Consider the following 16,578-nt stretch of genomic DNA (forward strand, 5'->3'; position numbering starts at 1 on the left):
CTAAACCCAGCGTGGCGACACCGTCACAGCAGGTACGTTCTTGCTCCGCCGGGACAAGGCGGCACACGTCGCAACACGGACAACTCGTCTTGAGTCCGGCATGGTTCGACGGTTCGTAAGAGAGGGCCCGGCCATGACGTCGTCAGCGTTGACCTCGTCCCAGTCCCCCCGGCCACCACGGCCGAATCTCGCCTTCCGGCGGCTGCGCGGACAGCGCTCGCCGGGCGAGTTCGCCGCGGCGGTACGGAGGGCCGCGCGCGAGATCGGGGAGCTGGTCAGCTGTGACGCGCGCTACATCGGGCGGGTCGAGGCAGGCGAGATCCGCTGCCCCAACTACGCGTACGAACGGGTGTTCCTGCACATGTTCCCCGGCCGCACGCTGACCGACCTGGGCTTCTCGCCCCGCTCGTCCGTACGCGGCCGAGGGGCGCGCGGCACGGACGAGGCGCCCCCTCCCCACACCACGAGCCCGACGTACGCCACCGGTGAGACGGAGGAGACGCACGAGACGTATGACACGCAGGACCCGTATGACACGCACGAGAACCACGAGGAGAGCGACGTGCAACGTCGCGCATTCATGACTGGAGGCACCGCCACCGTGGCGGCGGCCTCACTGGGCCCCTTCGGGGTCACCTTCGGCGCTCCGGCCGCGGACCGTCGTGTCCACCGGGTGGGGACGTCCGAGGCGGGTGCCCTCGAAGAGGCCGTCCGCCGGATCCGGCTGCTCGACGACCGGCACGGGGCCGACGGCCTCTACCGGCGGGCCGCGGCGCCGCTGCGCACGGCCTACGAACTGCTCGACGCGGGCACCACCCGGCAGACCACCGCCGACCGGCTGTACGCGGGGGCGGGCGAACTGGCGATCTCGGTGGGCTGGTTGGCACACGACTCCGGGCGCTTCGAGGACGCGCGCTCGCACTACGCCGAGGCGCTGGCGACCGCCCGGATGTCCGGCGACCCGGCCCTGGAGGCGCACGCCTTCTGCAACACGGCGTTCCTGGCACGCGACGCGGGGCGCCCGCGCGAGGCGGTGCGCGCGGCACAGGCGGCGCAGCGCGCGGCACGCCCGCTCGGCTCCCCGCGGCTGCTCTCGCTGCTCTCGCTGCGCGAGGCGGGCGGCTGGGCCGGACTCGCCGACCGACCGGGGTGCGAGCAGGCGCTCGCCCGCGCGCAGACGCTCTTCGAACGCGGCCCCTCGGAGACCGATCCCGAGTGGATGACCTTCTACGGAGAGGCCGAACTGGAGGGTCTGGAGGCGCAGTGCTGGTCGACGCTGGGCGACTGGACCCGCGCGGCCCGGCACGCCCGGCGCGCCGCGCACCTCCAGGACCCGCACTTCACCCGCAACATCGCCCTCTACACGGCCGAACTCGCCGACGACCTCGCGCGCGGCGGCCGACCCGACGAGGCCGCCCTCGCGGGGCTGCGCGTCCTCGACCTGCTGGGCGAGGTCCAGTCGTCACGCATCCAGACCATGCTGGCGGGCACCGCGCGCGTACTGCTGCCGCACCGCCGGGCGTCGGGTGTCTCGGCGTTCCTCGAGCGCCACGCGAGTCTGCCGCGCATCGCGTGACCCCGGCCGCCGGCCGGTGCCTAGGCGGTCAGGTGCCCGCAGTCGTTCCACGCCTCGATCGCGGGCTCTCCGTAGGCCCAGCCGAGCACCGACAGCGAGGTCGGGTTGAGGCGGATCCGGGCCGCGAAGTCGAGCGGGAGGCCGAGCCAGCGGGCGCCGATCGAGCGCAGGATGTGCCCGTGCGCGAAGACCAGCACATCCCGGTCCTCCGCGCGGGCCCAGGCGACGACCTCGTCGGCGCGCGCGGTGACCTGCTCCAGGGTCTCCCCCTCGGGCACGCCGTCGCGCCAGATGAACCAGCCCGGGCGCACCGCCTGGATCTCGGCCGGGGTCATGCCCTCGTACGCGCCGTAGTCCCACTCCATGAGCGTGTCCCAGGTGGTGGCACGCTCGCCGAAGCCGGCCAGTTCGCACGTCTCACGCGCGCGTGCCAGCGGACTGGTGCGCACCTCGACCCCCGAGAGCCCGTCGAAGGGCGCCCGGTGCAGTCGCTCCCCCAGCACCTTGGCGCCGCGTCGGCCCTCTTCCAGGAGCGGGATGTCGGTCCTGCCGGTGTGCTTGCCGGACAGTGACCACTCCGTCTGGCCGTGCCGGGCCAGCAGGATGCGCGGTGCCATGAAGAGAAGCCTTTCCGGTGCGCGTGGAGGACGTGCGGGACGAGGAGGAGACGCGGACCTGAGAGATGGGTCGTTCCATCATGTCTCACCCCCGCGTCGGGCAACCCGGCGGGCGATCTCTGCGTCTTTGACGACCAGGGGGCGCCTCCTTAAGCCGTTCACATACACCGTAAAATCGGATGGCCGCGTCACCGGAGCGCAATCGGCTGGTCACGTGAGCAACAACCACAGGTCACGCAGATGGGGGAGGGCGATCGGATGCCGCAGACCGATGCACGGCGAACCGAGGCGGCACCGCGCGCCCGGCTCCGCCGGTGGACCGAGCTGCGCACCGCCGCATCGCACACCCGGCTGCGCTGGTGGACCGAGCTGCCGCTGCTCGTGATGGTGTACGCGTCGTACTCGGCGGGCCGGCTCCTCGCACGTGGCGACACCGACGACGCCGTCGAACACGGCCTCGGGATCCTGCGCGTCGAGAAGGCCCTCCACCTCAACGCCGAGCACCCGCTGAACCGGCTGTTCACCCGCGAGGCCTGGCTCGGCGTCCCCGCCGACTTCTGGTACGCGTCGCTGCACTACCTGGTGACGCCCGCGATCCTGATCTGGCTCTTCCGCTCCCGGGCCGTGCGCTACCGCGCCGCCCGCACCTGGCTGATGACATCCACGCTGATCGGGCTGATCGGCTTCACGCTGATGCCGACCTGCCCGCCCCGGCTGCTCTCCGCGGGCCACGGCTTCGTCGACACGATGGCCCAGTACAGCTCGTACGGCTGGTGGGGCGGCGAGGCGAGCGCGCCGCGCGGCCTCGGCGGCATGACCAACCAGTACGCGGCGATGCCCAGCCTGCACGTGGGCTGGTCGCTGTGGTGCGGAGTGATGCTGTGGCGCTACGGCCGCACACCCGTCGTCCGGCTCGCGGGCATCGCCTATCCGCTGCTGACCACGATCGTCGTGATGGGCACCGCCAACCACTACTTCCTCGACGCGGCGGCGGGTGCCGCGGTGATGGGCATCGGGCTGCTGCTGACCCCGTACGTGATGCGGCTCGCGGACCGCGTGCGGGGGCTGCTCGGTGCCCGCATCCCGTGGGTCGCGGGCGCCTCGCACGGCGCACGTTCCTCAATTGTCAGTGGCGGATGCCAGACTTCCGCGGGTGAGCGAATTCCCCGACAGCGCGAGTCCCGAACCGGGCCCGAAGCCGAGCCGGGTGCCTCCCCCAAGGACGCCGGGGAAGGTGCTACGGCAGCGGCTCGCTGAGCTGCGCGGTTCCGCCGTACCGCCCAAGGCGTTGGACGCGCGGGCCCTCGCGGCGCTCGCCGCGAACCCGGGGTGCGACCGGCGCGCCCTGCTGGACGGCGCGGGCGTCGACAAGGCGCAGCTGGCGGACGCGCTGGGCTCGCCGTCCGCCTTCGGCCAGTCCCAGTTCGCCTTCATGCGGGGGAACGCGTTCGAGGCGCGGGTCAAGGCCGACGGCGGCGCGGAGCTGCTGCGGCTGGTGCACGAGAAGCTGGACCCGGGCGCCGAGCCACCCGCTGCCGGTGTCGTCCCCGACCTGAGCGCGGTCGGCCCCGAGGGCCGCGCGGCCCGTACGGCGCTCGCCCTGCGCGAGGCCACCACGGCCGCCGCCTGGACCCTGCTCGACCACCCCATGCTCGCCCTCGACGTCGCAGGCTCCCCCGCCTTCCTCGAGCCGGACGCCGTCGTCGTCCACCCCGACGGAAGCTGGACGGTCGTCGAGATCAAGTCCTTCCCGATGCTGGACGGCTCCGCGGACCCGGCGAAGGTGGGCGCCGCCGCCCGCCAGTCCGCGGTCTACGTGCTCGCCCTGGAGGAGGTGGCCGCGCGCCTCGGGGCGGGGCCACAGGGGCGTGGCGCCGAGGACGGCGGCACCGTCCCCGACGTCCGCCACCGGGTCCTGCTGGTCTGCCCCAAGGACTTCTCCAACCTGCCCGCCGCGTCCGCCGTCGACATCCGCAAGCAGCGCGCGGTCACCCGCCGCCAGCTGGCCCGCCTCACCCGCGTCGAGGACATCGCGGACACCCTCCCCGAGGGCACCTGCTTCGCCCCCGACCTCCCGGTCGCCGACCTGACGACCGCCGTCGAGTCCGTCCCCGCGACGTACGCCCCCGAGTGCCTGGCCGCCTGCGAGCTCGCCTTCCACTGCCGCGACCGCTCCCGCGCCGAAGGCGTGGTGACGGCCCTGGGGCGGTCGCTCCGCTCCGAACTGGGCGGGCTGACGACGATCGGCGAGGTCCTGGCGGCGGCCCACGGCGCGGCCGGGGACCCCGACGATCCGGCGGTCGTGGCCCTGCGCAGGGCCGCGGCGCTGCGCTCGGAGGCCCTGCGGGGGCGCGCGACGCCTCCCACCGGCCGGCCGGAGCAGGCCGGCGAAGCCCTCCCGGAGGTGGCCCCTTGTCGCTGATCGCCACCCTCGCCCGGCTGGAGGCCGTCGAGAGCGGGCGGGCCCAGCCCCTCGCCACCGTGCGGCACCGGCATCTGACCGAGCGGCCCCTGGTGTTCGTACCGCTGACCACCGCAGGTGAGGCCGGGGCCCCGCTCGGGGCGCTGGTGGGCACGGACCGGGACGCGCCCCGCCTGCTGGTCGTGCCCCAGCCCCGGGACCGGGACCTGCGGTTCGCGTTCCTGGCGGAGCTGGCCGATGTCGTACTGCCGTACGTGGACACGTACGCGGACGTCGTGGAGGCGGCCGAGCGCAGCGAGACCGATCCCGAGACCGGCAAGCGCGTCAAGGTCGAGGTCGAACTGTGCGCGGACGCCCCGCAGCTGATCGTGCCGAGCCGCGCGGGTGTGGAGTTCGTGCGGCTCCTCGGCCGCTCCACGCGGTTTCGGCGCACCGCGGAGCAGGAGCCGGAGGCACCCCATCCGGCGCCGCCCCGGGTGCCGTTGCTCGGGCGGTGGCTGACGCACTTCGGGGAGCGGGCCCGGGTGCCCGGCTCCGCCCTGCTGCTCGCCCTCACCGACGTACTGTCCCGGCACTGGGCGACCGGCCAGAGCAGCCTGGAGGACCAGCACCTGGGGGCGCTGCTCGCCTGGATCGACCCCCCGGAGGGTGCGTCGGGCGCGGCGGGCGCGCTGCGGGCCGAGTTGCGGCGGGATGCCCGGGGGCAGCTCGTGTGCCCGCCCGCGGGCCCGGCCACCGACCCCGCCTTCGACAACAAACTGCTCGCTCCCGCCATCGAGCGCTACGACCGCGCGCGGACCGCCCTCGCCGCCGCCGAGGACGGCTTGGAGGCGGACGACCGACTCGGTGAACTCACCGCCGCCGAGCGGGAGATCCGCGCTCTCGTCGAGCAGGTCACCCGGCCCACCTGGGACGCGGTGTGGCGCGGCCTCGACCTGCTGCGGACGCTCCCCGAGGGCACCCACGCGGCCGACCGGTGGACCCGCGACCGCTGGTCGTTCACCGGCCACCGCGACCGGATCACCGCGGGCGAGCCCCCGCAGCCACGCCGTGACGACGCGGTCACCGCGGCGAACAAGCTGGCCACGCGCGAGCGCGAACAGGCCCGCCTGGACGCGCAGGAAGCCCTGGACGATCCGCTGGTCATGGCCGGGCGGCGGCTGGTCGGGGAGGCCTTCGCGGGTGAGGTCACGGACGTCGTCATGGCGTACAGCGAGAGCAAGCGGCCGAGCCCCCGTCCCCTGGTGACCGTGCGCACGGACGACCGGCCGCACCTCGGGGAGCGGACGAAGGTGTACCGGTCGCTGGGCGGGAAGCCGCAGGCGGCCGAGTTCGTCGGGTACGAGGAGTCGTCGGAGGGCGACGGACTGGTGGTCCTGCGGATCGTCGACAAGATGGGGCGCGGCAAGGAACCCGAGACCGGGTCCGTGCCGGAGAAGGGGGACCTCCTCTGCTTCACGCTCTTCGAGCACGAGCAGCGGGGCGGCGCGAAGCTGCCCGACCCGGAGGACACCCCGTGGACGCACGGCGGACCCCCGGGCGAGCCCGACGCGGTACCGCAGCCGGACCCGGTGACCGAGGAGGACATCCTGTGACCACGGTCTTCGATCCCGCAGCCGCGGCCGGCCGCGCCACCGACGCGATCCTGGACGACACCCTGCACGGCACGCACCGCGGTGTCGTGGTCGACTCGCCCCCGGGTGCCGGGAAATCCACCCTCGTCGTCCGCGCGGCGCTCGAACTCGCCTCCGCGGGACGCCCGTTGATGGTCATCGCGCAGACCAACGCCCAGGTCGACGACCTGGTGCTGCGACTCGCCGAAAAGAACGGGGAGCTGCCGGTGGGGCGCTTGCACAGCAGCGATCCCGACCCCTACGACAAGGCTCTGGACGACCTGCCGAACGTACGCAAGTCCACCAAGGCCGGCGATCTGGCCGGCCTGGACGTGGTCATCTCGACCGCCGCCAAGTGGGCCCACGTCAAGGGGGTCGAGCCGTGGCGGCACGCGATCGTCGACGAGGCCTACCAGATGCGGTCGGACGCGCTGCTGGCCGTGGCGGGGCTCTTCGAGCGGGCGCTGTTCGTGGGCGACCCAGGGCAGTTGGACCCGTTCGCGATCGTCGGCTCGGAGCAGTGGGCGGGGCTGTCGTACGACCCGTCGGCGTCCGCGGTGACGACACTGCTGGCCCACAACCCCGAACTGCCGCAGCACCGCCTCCCGGTGTCCTGGCGGCTGCCGGCCTCCGCGGCGCCGCTCGTCTCGAACGCGTTCTACCCGTACACGCCGTTCCGCAGCGGCACCGGCCATGGTGACCGGCGGCTGAAGTTCGCTGTGGCGTCGGACGGTTCGGGTCCCGACCGGGTCATCGACGAAGCGGCGGAGGCCGGTTGGGGGCTGCTGGAGCTGCCGGCCCGGCACACGCCGCGGACGGACCCGGAGGCGGTACGGGCGGTGGCCCAGGTCGTACGACGGCTGCTGGACCGGGGCGGCGCGGCCACCTCGGAGCGGGCGGACGAACCGCTGCCGCTGACCGCCGACCGGATCGCCGTCGGCACGGCGCACCGGGACCAGGCGGCGGCCGTACGGGCGGCGCTCGCCGACCTCGGGGTCGCGGACGTCACCGTCGACACGGCGAATCGGCTTCAGGGGCGGGAGTTCGACGTCACCGTGGTGCTGCATCCGCTGTCCGGGCGCCCCGACGCGACCGCGTTCCACCTGGAGACGGGGCGGCTGTGCGTCCTCGCCTCGCGGCATCGGCACGCGTGCATCGTGGTGTGCCGGGCAGGAGTGACGGAACTGCTGGACGACCACCCGTCGACGGAGCCGGTGCAGCTGGGGGTCACGGTGAAGTTTCCGGACGGCTGGGAGGCCAATCACGCGGTGCTGTCGCATCTGGCGGAGCATCGGGTGCTGTGGCGACCGTAGATCCATCCATGGATCCATGGCGGATCCATAGGTGGCGGCCGTGGGTCCGGATGGCACGGTTGTACGGGTCCGGTCACACGGGCCTACTTGCGCGGACGGGGGAGAATGGACGTTGGCCCACCCACGAAGCGGGCCCCTGAACCGTACGAGGAGGAGAAGACATGGCGGAGCCCACGCCGCGTCGGAACGAACCGCGGCTACGCCCCGCGCCCCTGCTCTTCGAGCCCGCGGAGGCGGCCGGTGATCCGGAGCACTTCTTCGATCTCGAGTCGATCGACGATCCTCGGGCGCTGCTGGCGCGGGCCACGGAGCTGACGCTCGCGTTTCGCGCCGCGGCGGATCGGGCGCTCGAGTTCCAGGCGATCGCCGCCGCGCAGCTGGCCGATCCTCGGCGGTTCGATCGGCTTACACCGGCTTCGATCGCCGAGCGGGCCGAGTGGACCGAGGACTACGCGAAGAAGATGATCGAGTTCGGGCGGGATCTGTTGCGGGGAGCCGAGGGGGACGGGCGGGGACTCGGGCATGGGGTGGGCGACCATGCGTGAGCCGGTCTGTTCGGTGTGATCGCGAGGTCTCTCGCCCCCGCCGCCCGGGCCTGTCACGCAGTTCGCCGCGCCCCTGAGGCCTCAAAGGCCTGGCATATGCCGCGGGGCAAGGTACTCCTCCCCCGGCGTTCTGTCCCGGGTTTTCGCAACTCTCGGGGGCCGGGTGCTTACCGACGGTAGATCTCATAGCCATGAGCAGCACACGGAATCCGGCAAGCTCCGCCGCCCCGTTGCCCGACCGGTTCGACGTCTGCGGCGTCACCCCGGACGGAGCCGCCTGGCTCGCCTCGGCAGGAACGTATCCGCGCAGCACCCTCACCCTCTGGGAGGAGCGCCCGACCGCCCCGGTCGTCCTGCCCTGCGGCACCGCCTTCGACATCGTCAACGTGCCCGCGATCTTCGGCCGGCGGATGCTCGACCAGCTGTGGGACGAGGGGCCGGGCTCGGGCCCGGTGGCCGTGCACCGCGGACGAACGCTGCTGTTCAGCGCGCCGGGCACCGCACAGCGCCTGCCGTCGCTCCTGGAGTGGGAGGAGTGGGGGGCGGGCGAGTCGGGGGGATCCGGGCGCGTCGACGCCATTCCTCCGCTGCTCTGCCACGGGGTGGGCGACGCCGTGACCGTGCCCGCCCTGAGCCCCGTCGCCCACCTCACGTCCCGCTGGCTGGTGGCCCCCGACACCCGGCATCCGTGGCTTCCGGGACCCGAGATCCTGGTGTGGGCCGCCGTCCGGGCGGCCCGCACGGCCGCCTCCGCCGCGGTGCGGATATCGATTTTTCCTCCCGCCGATCAGGATGCTAAGGTCTACGACGTCAGCAGGCGCCGCTAGCTCAGTTGGTTAGAGCAGCTGACTCTTAATCAGCGGGTCCGGGGTTCGAGTCCCTGGCGGCGCACAGACGGTGAGAAGCCCCTCGCGAAAGCGAGGGGCTTCTTGCGTGTCCGGCTCCGCGCGGGCGAGGGGCTCAGCCGGTCGTGATCTTCACCGTCCACGCCCCGGACGCCGTACGGTCCTCGACCTCGACGCGCACCTTCTCGCCGGGGACCGTGAAACTCTCCCCGAGTCTGACCGGCGCGTCCGCCAGGGGCGGGTAGACCGATTCGCCCCAGCAGGACTCGGAGTGCGGGTGGGCGTCGACGACCTCGATCGGGCCGCCGCCGGAGTCGGTCTCGCTGCGGATGCGGTAGATCAGGACGCCCTGGGTGCAGGTGGCGCCGTCGTTGCCCGTCGAGGTGCGCGCCTCGAAGGCCAGCGCGCTGTCGGGACCCGTACGGACGACCGCCAACTTCGTACCGCGACCGGAACCGAAGATGCGCGCCCCTGGGACCGAGGTGGGCAGGACCGCCCTCGACGCCGACAGGGCCGGGGCCGAGGCCGACAGGGCCGGGGCCGAGGTCCGCGCCCGGGAGCCCGAGGCGGGCCCCCCGGAGCCGGAGCCGGGCACCCCGGGACCGGGAACCGACCCCCCGGACCCCGCGGCGGAGCCCTCCGCGTCCGAGGTCGATCCCCCGGCGCCCGGAGCCGGTGGCGGACCGGCCTGGACAGCGTCGCTCGCGACGGAAACCGGCGCTCCCGATGCCGCCGTCCCCGCCCCGCCCGTCACCGGACCCGACCCCAGCGGCTCCAACGTCAGCCTCGTGGTCCCGTGCTCCCGCAGACAGGCCACCTGGCGAGTTTCCAGCCAGCCCAGTTTCCACTTGTGCCAGCCGAACAGGTCCGGGGCAAGGCCGAACTGGCTGCCCATGAGGTCCCAGTCGCCGACATAGGTGTCCCACTCGCCCTTGCCGTCGGTGGGGCGGTGGTAGAGGTCGGGCAGGTCGAAGACGTGCCCCGTCTCATGGGCGAGGACGAGGCGGTCCGGCGGGTGCTTCTCGAAGACCGTGACGACACGGCGGATCTCCTTGCCGTCGGCTTCGATGGGGGTGTCGAGGTTGACGACCTTCGTCGCGTCGGAGTCGACGCCCGGCGCGTCCGGGTCGGCCACGAAATAGACGATGTCGTAGCGGGAGAAGTCGACCTGCCGGTCGGCCGCGGCGACCGCGTCACGCAGATAGGCGCCGCGCCGCGCGGCGTTCCAGTCGCGCTTTATGGCGTACGAGGTGGAGGTGTGCGGCATCCGGATCCAGTCGCGCTGCGGATGCGGGCGCAGCGTGAACCTGCCGTACGAGGCGCGCTCGAAGAACTGGCTGGTGGCCGGGAAGTAGTCGGCGGCCAGTTCGGCGGGCGTGGTGCGGGGCCGGGAGTCCGGGAAGGACAGATAGACGAGCACCGCGTCGAGGGGGCGGGTGGGGCGCGGATAGTCGGCGTTCCAGGTGTCCAGGCCCTCCGAGTGGTGGGCCCCGGTCCGCTTCAGGGCGCAGGGCGAGAAGAGGGGTTCGGCGAGTGCGGGGCCTGTGATCAGGGAGGTCGCGGCCAGCGCCGACATGGAGGTGAACACGGCCGCGGTGCTGCGCCAGCGCGGCACACCCGGACGAGCGAGGGCCTCCTGCGCGCCCGGACGTGCGAGGACCCGCGGCACGCCGAGAACCGTCAGGACGTCAGGAACCCGCGAAACGTCACGGGTTAGACGCCGCCGAGCCTCTCGGGCGAGACCCCTCGGGGGGCGCTGACGCGGCACGTCGACCTCCGGATGCGGTTTTCGGGACACCGGCACCCAGCCTGAGTTACTTCGCGACACTTCGCCCTGTTTGTCTGCACCAGACGGGTGAGAGGCCATGCGCGGCCGAAACCCCGAACGACACCCCGAACACTCACGGAACGTCACATGCGATCGCCAGACACAAGAACCGGTCCAGATGCAGGCAGAAACGATCTGTCAGAACCGGTGGTTGTTCCGGGACACTGGACTGTGGCTGGAAGGCTCCGGAACCAGCCTCTATGATCGGCACACTTTCCTGCACGGACACGGCTTGTTCGGCCGTCCAGCACCGGCCGACCACCCGAGAGACCCATACGAAGAACGAGTGCACTGCGGGAGCGAGCGGTGAGCGGAACGTCCGAAGGGCCGACGCCCACGGCAGATCTCATCCGGTCGGCCGTCACAGAGCGTCACATCGACACATCTCCGCGTACGTCTCCTCGTACGTACGCCGAGGTGCCTCCCAGCGCATCCGTCCCCGCCGTTTCACCCCCCGGCGCACCCCCTTGCACCGAGGCCTCTCCCGGCACGTACGCCCCGGCGGAAACACCCCTCGACACCCTCGACACGCCTGAGTCCCCCCTCGACACGCCCGGATCCCTCTCCGACACGCCCGAGTCCATCCCCGGCGTTTCCGAGTCCGTCCCCGATGCGGCGCTCATCCCGTCCGCCGGGACCTCGACGTCTCCCGGCGCGTTCCGTGCCGCCTTCGGCGCCGCGCCCCTTCCGATGGCCGTGGTCGACCGCGAGGGTCTGGTCGTCACCGCCAACGAGTCGCTCGGCGCGCTGCTCGGCACCGGATCGGGCGCGCTCGTCGGGCGGATCGCCGCGGATCTGGTGGATCTGGCCTCCGACGCCCGCACCTGGCACGCGTACCGCGAGGTGCTGCGTGGCCGGCAGGCCCGGCTGCGCTGCACCCGCCGCCTCAAGCACCCCGACGGCCACTCGCTCTGGGTGCAGGTGACGATCGCTCCGCTGCCCGCGCAGGAGGAGGCGGTACTGCTGTCCATCGCGGACATCAGCGCCCGTCGTGAACTCCAGGCGCGACTGCGGCACTTGCAGATGCACGACCCGGTGACCCGGCTGCCCAACCGCACGCTGTTCTTCGAGCGGCTCTCGTCCGCCCTGGAGGCGGAGGCGTACGAGGAGGGCGGCACCGGCCGGATCGGGCTCTGCTATCTGGACCTGGACGGGTTCAAGGCGGTCAACGACACGCTCGGCCACCGGGTCGGCGACCGGCTGCTCGCGTCCGTCGCCGAACGGCTGACGCGCTGCGCCGACGAGGCGGGTTACGCCCGGGGGGCCACTCCCCTGGTCGCCCGGCTGGGCGGCGACGAGTTCGCGCTGCTGGTCGAGGACTCGACCGGGACGGACCAGTTGGCCGACCTCGCCGAGTCCGTCCTGAAGTCACTGCAGGCGCCCTTCGACCTCTCCGGGCAGCGGCTGTCGGTCTCCGCGTCGATCGGGGTCGTCGAGCGGCGCGCCGCCGGGACGAGCGCGACCCATCTGATGCAGGCCGCGGACACCACGTTGTACTGGGCGAAGGCCGACGGCAAGGGCCGCTGGACGCTGTTCGACCCGGAGCGCAACGCCCATCGGATGACCCGTCAGGCGCTCTCCTCCACCCTCCGGGCGGCGATCGAACGGAACGAATTCGCCCTGGAGTACCAGCCCTTGGTGGGCATGGAGGACGGCGGGGTGCGCGGGGTCGAGGCGTTGGTCCGCTGGAACCATCCGCAGTTCGGCACGCTGACGCCGAATCGGTTCATCGGATTGGCCGAGGAAGACGGTTCGATCGTGCAGCTCGGCCGTTGGGTACTGGCCACGGCCTGCCGCCAGGCCCGCCGCTGGCAGCTGGACCGTCCCGACGCGGTACCGATCTTCGTCAGCGTCAACGTCGCCGTACGGCAGGTGTGGGACTCCGACCTGGTCGCGGACGTGGCGGAGATCCTCGCGGAGACGGGTCTCGCCCCGCATCTGCTCCAGTTGGAGCTGACGGAGTCGGCGGTGATGGGCTCGGCAGGGCGGCCCCTCCAGGCCCTTCAGGCCCTCAGCGACATGGGCGTCCGCATCGCCATCGACGACTTCGGCACCGGGTACTCCAACCTCGCCTACCTCAGCCGCCTGCCGGTCTCCGTCCTGAAGCTGGACGGCTCCTTCGTGCGCGGCTTCCAGTACGAGGGGCCCGACGGCGGCGCCCACCCCAACCCCGCCGACGAGGTCATCGTCGAGGCCCTCATCCAACTCGCCCACCGGCTCGGCCTGACGGTCACCGCCGAGTGCGTGGAGACCGCCTCCCAGGCCACCCGGCTGCGCGGGATCGGCTGCGACACCGGGCAGGGCTGGCTCTACTCCCGCCCGGTGGCGCCGGATCGTATCTCCGCCCTCTTGACCGCGAGTTCCTGACGGCGAGCTCGTGACGGCGAGTTCCTGACCGCGAGTTCCTGACGGCGAACGGGTCCTAGTCCGCGTTCGGCAGCCCGTACGCGTCCGCGATCAATTCGTACGAGCGCAGGCGTACGTCGCCGCCGTGGGCGTTGCCCGTGAGCATCAGCTCGTCGGCGCCGGTTCGCTTCTGGAGGTCGTCGAGGCCGGCGCGGACCTCGTCCGCGGTGCCGTGGATGACGTTGGCGTTCCAGGAGTCGACGAACTCACGTTCCATCGGGCTGAAGTCGTACGCCTCCGCCTCCTCGGGGGTCGGGACGAGACCCGGGCGGCCGGTACGCAGACGGACCATGTTCAGGGCCGCGGCCCTGACCTGGCGGCGGGCCTCCTTCTCGTCGTCCGTCGCGAGGGCGGAGACGCCGATCAGGGCGTAGGGGGCGTCCAGCACGGCGCTCGGCCGGAAGGACTCGCGGTAGAGGTCCAGCGCCGGGATCGTGTTCTGGGCCGAGAAGTGGTGCGCGAAGGCGAAGGGGAGGCCGAGGACGCCGGCCAGGCGGGCGCTGAACCCGGAGGAGCCGAGGAGCCAGATCGGGGGGCGGTGCGGGGACTGTACGCCGCCCGGGGAGGTCGACTGGACGGGGCCCGGGACCGCGTGGATGCGGGCGTAGGGGTGACCGGACGGGAAGTCGTCGTCCAGGAAGCGGGTCAGCTCCGCGAGTTGCTCGGGGAAGTCGTCGGCGCCCTCGTGGAGGCGCTCGGTGCGGCGGAGGGCGGCGGCGGTGGCGCCGTCCGTGCCGGGGGCTCGGCCCAGGCCCAGGTCCACTCGGCCCGGGGCCATGGCTTCCAGCGTGCCGAACTGCTCCGCGATCACCAGGGGGGCGTGGTTCGGGAGCATCACGCCGCCCGAGCCCAGGCGGATGCGGGTCGTGTGGGCGGCGAGGTGGGCGAGGATCACCGCGGGTGAGGAGGAGGCCACGCCCGGCATGGAGTGGTGTTCGGCGACCCAGTAGCGGTGGAAGCCGCGGGACTCTGCGAGGCGGGAGATGGCGACGCTGGTGCGCAGGGCGTCGGTCGCGGTGCGGCCGGCGCCTACGGTGACCAGGTCCAGTACGGAGAGGGGTACGGGCGCGGTGCCTTGCGCGGTGCCTCGGATCTCGTCCGTGTCGTCCACCGGGGTGCCTCCTGTTGCGTACGTGTTGCTGTCCTCACGGCGCCAACAGGAGACAGTCCCCGCTTATTCCCGCCACCGCGCGCCGGCACGAGGGAAGGGTCTCTCGCCCCCGCCGCCCCTACCCGTCCCATCCCCAGGGGCTCCGCCCCCTCACCCCCGCCAGGGGCGCTGCGCCCCCTGGACCCCCGCATCGGCCTGAACGGCCTCGTCCTCAAACGCCGGACGGGCTGAACGAAGCGGGTCGGGGTGGGCGGGGAGACGGCCTCCGCCCCGTCCTCAAACGCCGGACGGGCTGAACGAAGCGGGTCGGGGTGGGCGGGGGGACGGCCTCCGCCCCGTGCTCAAACGCCGGACGGGCTGAAGGAAGCGGGTCGGGGTGGGTGGGGGCACGGCCTCCGCCCTGCCCTCAAACGCCGGACGGGCTGAACGAAGCGGGTCGGGGTGGGTGGGGTGACGGCCTCCGCTCCGTGCTCAAACGCCGGATGGGCTAAATGGGGCGGGTGGGGTGCGGCCTCGGCCTCGAACGCCGGGCGACCGGGGCTTTCAGGGGCGCGGGGAACTGCGCGACCAGCCCCCATCGGCCCGCGGACGAAGAACCACCGGGCAGACGGGGATCCGGGGCACAGCCCCGGCCCAGGGGCGCGGGGAACTGCGCGACCAGCCCCCACCGGCCCGCGGACGAGGCGTTACACCTGGATGATGGGCTCCTTGGTGAAGAGGGTGCCGAGGGTGGGGGCGTTCACCTTGCGGTCGGCGAGGCGTAGGGCCTCCCAGACCGTGACCTGGTTGGCGGTGAGGACCGGCTTGGAGAGGTCCTTCTCCAGGGCCGGAAGGTGCGCCGCCGTATGCAGGGCCGTGTCGGGGAGCAGGACGGCGTCCGCGTCGGGGTGGTCGCCGGCCCGGGCGAGCGCGAGGACCTCCCCCTCGCCCCAGGTCCCGACCTCCGCCGCCGTGATGATCCCGGAGGCCCTGCTCGACACGACCTCCACCCCCGCCTCCCGAAGGAACGCGGCGAAGAGATCGGTCACGTCCTGCGGATAGGTCGCCGCGATCGCGACCCTCCGGGCCCCGACCTCCCGGACGGCGTGCGCGAACGCGAAGGACGTGGAGGAGGCGGGCAGCCCCGCGGCCCGGGCCAGGGCGCGTACCTGCTCGTGGGCGCCCTCCCAGCCGTACACGAAGCTGCCGCTGGTGCACGCCCAGACCACGGCCTCCGCGCCGGACAGCCGCAGCTCCTCGACGCCCGCCGAGAGCCGGGCCGCCGAGCCCATCTCGCGCAGCGCGTCGACCCGGTGGGCGTCCTCCCCGATGTCCGTGTGGACCAGCTGGAGGCGGACGTCGCTGCCCAGGAGCTGTTCGATGCGCGGGTAGTCGTCCTCGGCCGAATGGCCCGGGTAGAGGAATCCGAGTGCGGTCATGCCCAACCTTCCTGTTCTTCCGGCAGTACAGGTCCCCCACGGGCGGACTGATCGATCAGCCGCTGATAGGGGCCCACCGCCCGGGTACCCAGGTGACGCAGTGCCGCCCACATCGTCACCTGGTTGGCCGAGATCACCGGTATGCGCAGTTCCGCCTCCAGCTGGGGGATGACGTCGTACGTCGGCAGGTTGGTGCAGCTGATGAACAGGGCGTCGGCCCCTTCGCCCCGCACCGCGCGGCGGGCCATGTCGACCACCTCACGGTACGGAACCTTCCAGATGTGCCTGGTCAGACCCATGAAGGCGCGCCCGGTGACATGGACGCCCGCCTCGGCGAGGTACTCCTCCAGGGACTGGGTCACCGAGACCGTGTAGGGAGTGACGAGAGCGATGCGGTGGGCGGCCAGCTCGGTGAGCGCCTCCAGCAGGGCGCCGGAGGTGGTCAGCGAGCGCACCTCCCCCGCCCGTGTCATCGCCTCGCACATCGCCCGCTCGCCCGCGACCCCGCCCACGAAACTGCCGGAGGTGCACGCGTACGCCACGACCTCGGGCGCGACCGCGTTCAGCGCGCGGACCGCGTCGCCGAGCGTCTCGTGCTCGGAGACCAGGCGGGCCAGGTCCAGGCTCACCTCGACCGGCACGAACGGGGTGCGGGTCAGATGCAGGGAGACGTCGTCGGGGACCCAGCGCCACAGCTCGCGGTCGAGGGCGAAGTCGAAGGGGGCGACGACACCGATCCCGCGCTGGGGGCGGGGGCCGCCGAGAAAGGAGACGTCCATGGCAGCACCGGCCTCACGAAGGGAGACGAAGGGGCAACGGACCGTGTGTGCGTCCGTGTTGACGAAGGTAGGTTCGGGTGCGAGCGTGGTCAATCCGCGCATCTC

Annotated in this window: 13 protein-coding genes and 1 tRNA gene; 9 read left to right on the top strand and 5 right to left on the bottom strand. The window is 72.7% G+C overall.

Features of this window, described 5'->3' with window-relative positions; genetic code table 11:
* Positions 1 to 133 precede the first annotated feature (133 nt).
* A complete protein-coding gene (locus FNV62_RS20695) occupies positions 134 to 1,576 on the top strand; it encodes a hypothetical protein (protein ID WP_054232849.1) in 1,443 nt (480 codons plus the stop codon).
* Positions 1,577 to 1,596: 20 nt separating this feature from the next.
* Here FNV62_RS20695 and FNV62_RS20700 read toward each other — a convergent pair whose 3' ends face one another.
* Positions 1,597 to 2,193, bottom strand: a complete 597-nt coding sequence (locus FNV62_RS20700) for a histidine phosphatase family protein (protein WP_060901880.1) — start codon at positions 2,191 to 2,193, stop codon at positions 1,597 to 1,599.
* 258 nt (positions 2,194 to 2,451) lie between these two features.
* Between FNV62_RS20700 and FNV62_RS20705 the strand changes: the two genes are divergently transcribed.
* From FNV62_RS20705 to FNV62_RS20735, 7 genes are all read left to right on the top strand, one after another.
* Complete coding sequence (locus FNV62_RS20705) at positions 2,452 to 3,450, top strand: phosphatase PAP2 family protein (RefSeq protein WP_097284850.1); 999 nt, start codon at positions 2,452 to 2,454, stop codon at positions 3,448 to 3,450.
* Positions 3,401 to 4,615, top strand: a complete 1,215-nt coding sequence (locus FNV62_RS20710) for a hypothetical protein (RefSeq protein WP_225900852.1) — start codon at positions 3,401 to 3,403, stop codon at positions 4,613 to 4,615. Before FNV62_RS20705 ends, FNV62_RS20710 begins: the two co-directional genes overlap by 50 nt.
* Positions 4,606 to 6,210 carry a hypothetical protein gene (locus FNV62_RS20715; RefSeq protein WP_143608196.1) on the top strand — a complete coding sequence of 535 codons (1,605 nt, stop codon included), beginning with the start codon at positions 4,606 to 4,608 and terminating at the stop codon, positions 6,208 to 6,210. The genes FNV62_RS20710 and FNV62_RS20715 overlap by 10 nt, the downstream gene beginning before the upstream one ends.
* On the top strand, positions 6,207 to 7,541 hold the full coding sequence (locus FNV62_RS20720) for an AAA domain-containing protein (protein WP_054232845.1): 1,335 nt from the start codon (positions 6,207 to 6,209) through the stop codon (positions 7,539 to 7,541). Before FNV62_RS20715 ends, FNV62_RS20720 begins: the two co-directional genes overlap by 4 nt.
* Before the next feature lie 161 nt (positions 7,542 to 7,702).
* Positions 7,703 to 8,086: a hypothetical protein gene (locus FNV62_RS20725; RefSeq protein ID WP_054232844.1), complete on the top strand. Its 384-nt coding sequence runs from the start codon at positions 7,703 to 7,705 to the stop codon at positions 8,084 to 8,086.
* Positions 8,087 to 8,277: 191 nt separating this feature from the next.
* Positions 8,278 to 8,913, top strand: coding sequence for a bifunctional DNA primase/polymerase (locus FNV62_RS20730; protein ID WP_143601734.1), 636 nt, complete (start codon positions 8,278 to 8,280; stop codon positions 8,911 to 8,913).
* A tRNA-Lys gene (locus FNV62_RS20735) sits at positions 8,904 to 8,977 on the top strand. Before FNV62_RS20730 ends, FNV62_RS20735 begins: the two co-directional genes overlap by 10 nt.
* A 69-nt stretch (positions 8,978 to 9,046) precedes the next feature.
* Here the strand turns inward: FNV62_RS20735 and FNV62_RS20740 are convergent.
* Positions 9,047 to 10,507, bottom strand: a complete 1,461-nt coding sequence (locus FNV62_RS20740) for a M6 family metalloprotease domain-containing protein (RefSeq protein ID WP_144316503.1) — start codon at positions 10,505 to 10,507, stop codon at positions 9,047 to 9,049.
* Between the two features lie 558 nt (positions 10,508 to 11,065).
* On the opposite strand from FNV62_RS20740, the gene FNV62_RS20745 reads away from it, so the two are divergent.
* Positions 11,066 to 13,126: a putative bifunctional diguanylate cyclase/phosphodiesterase gene (locus FNV62_RS20745; protein WP_225900313.1), complete on the top strand. Its 2,061-nt coding sequence runs from the start codon at positions 11,066 to 11,068 to the stop codon at positions 13,124 to 13,126.
* A 55-nt stretch (positions 13,127 to 13,181) separates the two neighbouring features.
* Here FNV62_RS20745 and FNV62_RS20750 read toward each other — a convergent pair whose 3' ends face one another.
* The 3 genes from FNV62_RS20750 to FNV62_RS20760 form a co-directional block, all read right to left on the bottom strand.
* Positions 13,182 to 14,276, bottom strand: coding sequence for an LLM class flavin-dependent oxidoreductase (locus FNV62_RS20750; protein WP_054232842.1), 1,095 nt, complete (start codon positions 14,274 to 14,276; stop codon positions 13,182 to 13,184).
* Between the two features lie 686 nt (positions 14,277 to 14,962).
* Positions 14,963 to 15,694: an aspartate/glutamate racemase family protein gene (locus FNV62_RS20755; RefSeq protein WP_143601737.1), complete on the bottom strand. Its 732-nt coding sequence runs from the start codon at positions 15,692 to 15,694 to the stop codon at positions 14,963 to 14,965.
* Positions 15,691 to 16,473, bottom strand: coding sequence for an aspartate/glutamate racemase family protein (locus FNV62_RS20760; protein ID WP_097288984.1), 783 nt, complete (start codon positions 16,471 to 16,473; stop codon positions 15,691 to 15,693). The genes FNV62_RS20755 and FNV62_RS20760 overlap by 4 nt, the downstream gene beginning before the upstream one ends.
* Positions 16,474 to 16,578 lie beyond the last annotated feature (105 nt).

The sequence above is a fragment of the Streptomyces sp. RLB3-17 genome (assembly GCF_007113425.2).
Taxonomy (GTDB): domain Bacteria; phylum Actinomycetota; class Actinomycetes; order Streptomycetales; family Streptomycetaceae; genus Streptomyces; species Streptomyces mirabilis_D.

What these genes read in the sequence shown, in the direction of transcription:
- FNV62_RS20695 (WP_054232849.1), top strand. Translation starts at nt 134, where the DNA reads ATGACGTCGTCAGCGTTGACCTCGTCCCAGTCCCCCCGGCCACCACGG.
- FNV62_RS20700 (WP_060901880.1), bottom strand. Translation starts at nt 2,193, where the DNA reads ATGGCACCGCGCATCCTGCTGGCCCGGCACGGCCAGACGGAGTGGTCA.
- FNV62_RS20705 (WP_097284850.1), top strand. Translation starts at nt 2,452, where the DNA reads ATGCCGCAGACCGATGCACGGCGAACCGAGGCGGCACCGCGCGCCCGG.
- FNV62_RS20725 (WP_054232844.1), top strand. Translation starts at nt 7,703, where the DNA reads ATGGCGGAGCCCACGCCGCGTCGGAACGAACCGCGGCTACGCCCCGCG.
- FNV62_RS20730 (WP_143601734.1), top strand. Translation starts at nt 8,278, where the DNA reads ATGAGCAGCACACGGAATCCGGCAAGCTCCGCCGCCCCGTTGCCCGAC.
- FNV62_RS20740 (WP_144316503.1), bottom strand. Translation starts at nt 10,507, where the DNA reads ATGTCGGCGCTGGCCGCGACCTCCCTGATCACAGGCCCCGCACTCGCC.
- FNV62_RS20755 (WP_143601737.1), bottom strand. Translation starts at nt 15,694, where the DNA reads ATGACCGCACTCGGATTCCTCTACCCGGGCCATTCGGCCGAGGACGAC.
- FNV62_RS20760 (WP_097288984.1), bottom strand. Translation starts at nt 16,473, where the DNA reads ATGGACGTCTCCTTTCTCGGCGGCCCCCGCCCCCAGCGCGGGATCGGT.